1 protein-coding gene is annotated in these 2,733 nt (G+C 47.9%); it reads left to right on the top strand.

Going from position 1 to position 2,733, the window contains the following annotated elements; translation table 11 throughout:
- Nucleotides 1-147 precede the first annotated feature (147 nt).
- Entirely contained in the window at nucleotides 148-2,637 is a 2,490-nt protein-coding gene (locus tag ACKFKF_RS34825; RefSeq protein WP_446871903.1) for a hypothetical protein, read from the top strand.
- Nucleotides 2,638-2,733 lie beyond the last annotated feature (96 nt).

Genomic DNA, 2,733 nt, shown 5'->3' with positions numbered 1-2,733 from the left:
CTCATGAAACCCTTTCCTGCTTAGTTTTTGCAAGCTTTTGTCCTGTACTTAGATCGATCGCTTATCCAGATTTGAATCTTGTCGAGTCATCAAGGAGTTGATGTGGATAATAGCTCTCATCTCGAGCAGCCTCTACCAAATGCTGTCGTGTTGAATAACCCAGTAACCATTCGTCCTGTTCAACCTGCCCCCGCTGTAAGCGTCTCCGCTACTCAGGATCAGTTCAAGACAAATTTGCAGATGGTCGATGCAGTTGCTAACAAGCAAATTGAGGTTGTGCCAATCCAGCAACTTTCTGTCACTGCCAAGCTGGAACAGGTGCGCTGGATCAATCCTGAACTCGCAGCAAAGATCGCTACTCTTCGCACTTCCCTTGACGGCACTCCCCGTAGCCGAATCGCTGTTCCAATTTGTCCTAGCTCAGAAGTGACGGATGAAGTTCTGTTTGAGAGTCCTGCTGATGCCACGAAGAAGTTCTATTTGCCTCGCTACCGCATTGCAGAACGAAATCAACAAGTTCAAATGTCGTTAGCATCCAGCCCTCAAGGTGCCAGTGGCCAAGGCTGGAGCCTCACCATTCACCTAGAAAAGTATCCGGCTGCTTCTGTGCGAGAACAGGCAAGAGGTGCCAGGGAAATTGATCACTCCGTCAGTGTAATTTTACAGCATCGGCTGATTTTAGGTAACGCCAACGGTGGACACAGGGAACTAGTGTTTGAGCAGCTAACGCTAGAAGCTGAAGGTGTTCGTGCCATTTTGCAGGTTTCTTCACTCAGCGAGCGAGATTTGCTCTATCAGGTTCTGACTTACCCAGACTACGGTGGAGTTTTAATCATTCGGCGAACGGTAAACGTGGCAGTTCCCCTGCCTACCTCTAATTCATCGTCACAGCCAGCCACCAGCAGTTCTAATTTACCGACTCCACAACTTCAGTTAATGGGCACTGAAACCTATGAAGCCGGTGGCAAACAATGGACTCGATATCGGCTGAGTGTGACTAACCAATCAGTCTTTCCAGATGACTTATTCGCCCCTGCTCCCGACCTCCCTCCCTGTGGACTGAATCGGAATGCTGCGCGCACTTGGGTTGATATTTATGCTCAAGGGGGCGCTTATTTGTATGGATTTTGCGCTCTTTCCTCTGCCACCAGCTTGAACAGCTTGTGGTTTGCGGTTGCTAAAGATCAGCTACCCCCGACATCCGTTTACATCACTTTGAATGACCGACGGCTAAACCGCCTCTACACATCGAACTCTGTCAGTACATCAGGTACGTCTGGCGAGAATGGTTCAGGGCTACTCTTTCGAGAAGTAACGCGGGTCGTTGATGATGCAGTAAACCGCAATCCGTTTGTATTTCCAGTCAGTTTATATCCTTACATCTTCAAGGGAATCACCGGAGCAATAGACAACCGATTCAAGCCTGATTTGCGGCAAGTTGATGGACATAGCTATTACCAAGACCCAGTGCAGCGATATATTTTTTACTATTTGCCGGATAGATTCAAGCTGGCGCGACGACCAGAATCTCCACATTACCCAATGGTGTCTATTCGGTTCTTCTCGACAGATGGGTCTGCCGAGGAGATTCAGGTGACGATCGAGTACTGGGCTTACCCTTTTGTGGATGCAACTCGTTTAGCCCTTGCCGCAATTAAGCTAAATAAATACATCACAGGCTCTCTACCTGCTGATGTCCCAGGACTGGTGTTTCAGCCGCTCTTGGCAGATAAGCCTCGTCTATTTTTGGGGCTACCTCAAGCGGACGGATCTTTGATTAACAAAGAATGCCCAGAGGTGTTGGTGGAACTTAGAACGGGCTTTCGAGATAGTCGCACATTATCTCTGCAAGCCTTTCAGTCGGTATATGATGCCCTCTTTAGTGGCACGACTCAATTGTTTCAGGGACAGATTAGAGTTGACTTTCCTGACGGACCCTCTGAAATCATTCCCTTCAGTGCCCAGATGGATGATTTAGTGGGCGAACACTTTGATTACAGTAAAGAGATTGATGCAATCAACGGAGTTGTGAAAGTGACGCTGAAGAATGCTATTGAGAGTCCGATTCGGATTGATCGTCTCAGTGCTAGTTTACGTCATGGCGACACACAGATTCCAGGCGTAATGAACTCGCTCAGTGTTGGGTTACCTGCGGAGTTAAAACCAGGAGAGGGAATCTCATTCACAGTGACCCCGAAAGAGGCGATCGCGTCAACGGTTCTCTCTGATGTCGTGTTTGACTTGAGTGGTGTGAAGGTTTTACCCGATCAAGCAGCGGTTTGGAGATCCATTCTGCGTCCAGACAGCCCCGCCCGGTACAAGCGGTTGATTGCTGTCACTACGTCAAAAGGCGTATTTGGCGCTCAGATTGCTGTCATCCTCGTTAATTTCAAACATGGAGATTCGTGCGATTTCAACCGTGACGATCCGCGCGCTCAACCGACAGCGGCAATTAAAGTTTTGACTCCGATTAGTGATCTGATTTTGCGTAAAGAAGATTTTGGAACATATGAATACCGTATAACGCTGATTCTCAAGAATGGTCAGAAGGTTCAAGATCCTCTAAACCAGTGGCGAACCGAAACATCGGAACGACTTTGGATTACCAGTGACGAATTACCAAAGATTGGCAGTTGAGAGGCTTGACTGACAAAATTAAGAAACTGAATGTTCCGGTACTACTAAGTGCCTATCCGAAAACTTGAATTGCCCTGACGACAATACAAGCACAGG

This window comes from Phormidesmis sp. 146-12 (genome assembly GCF_052939495.1).
Note: the sequence above shows the minus strand (reverse complement) of the source record. Positions and strands in the feature narration are given on the sequence as shown.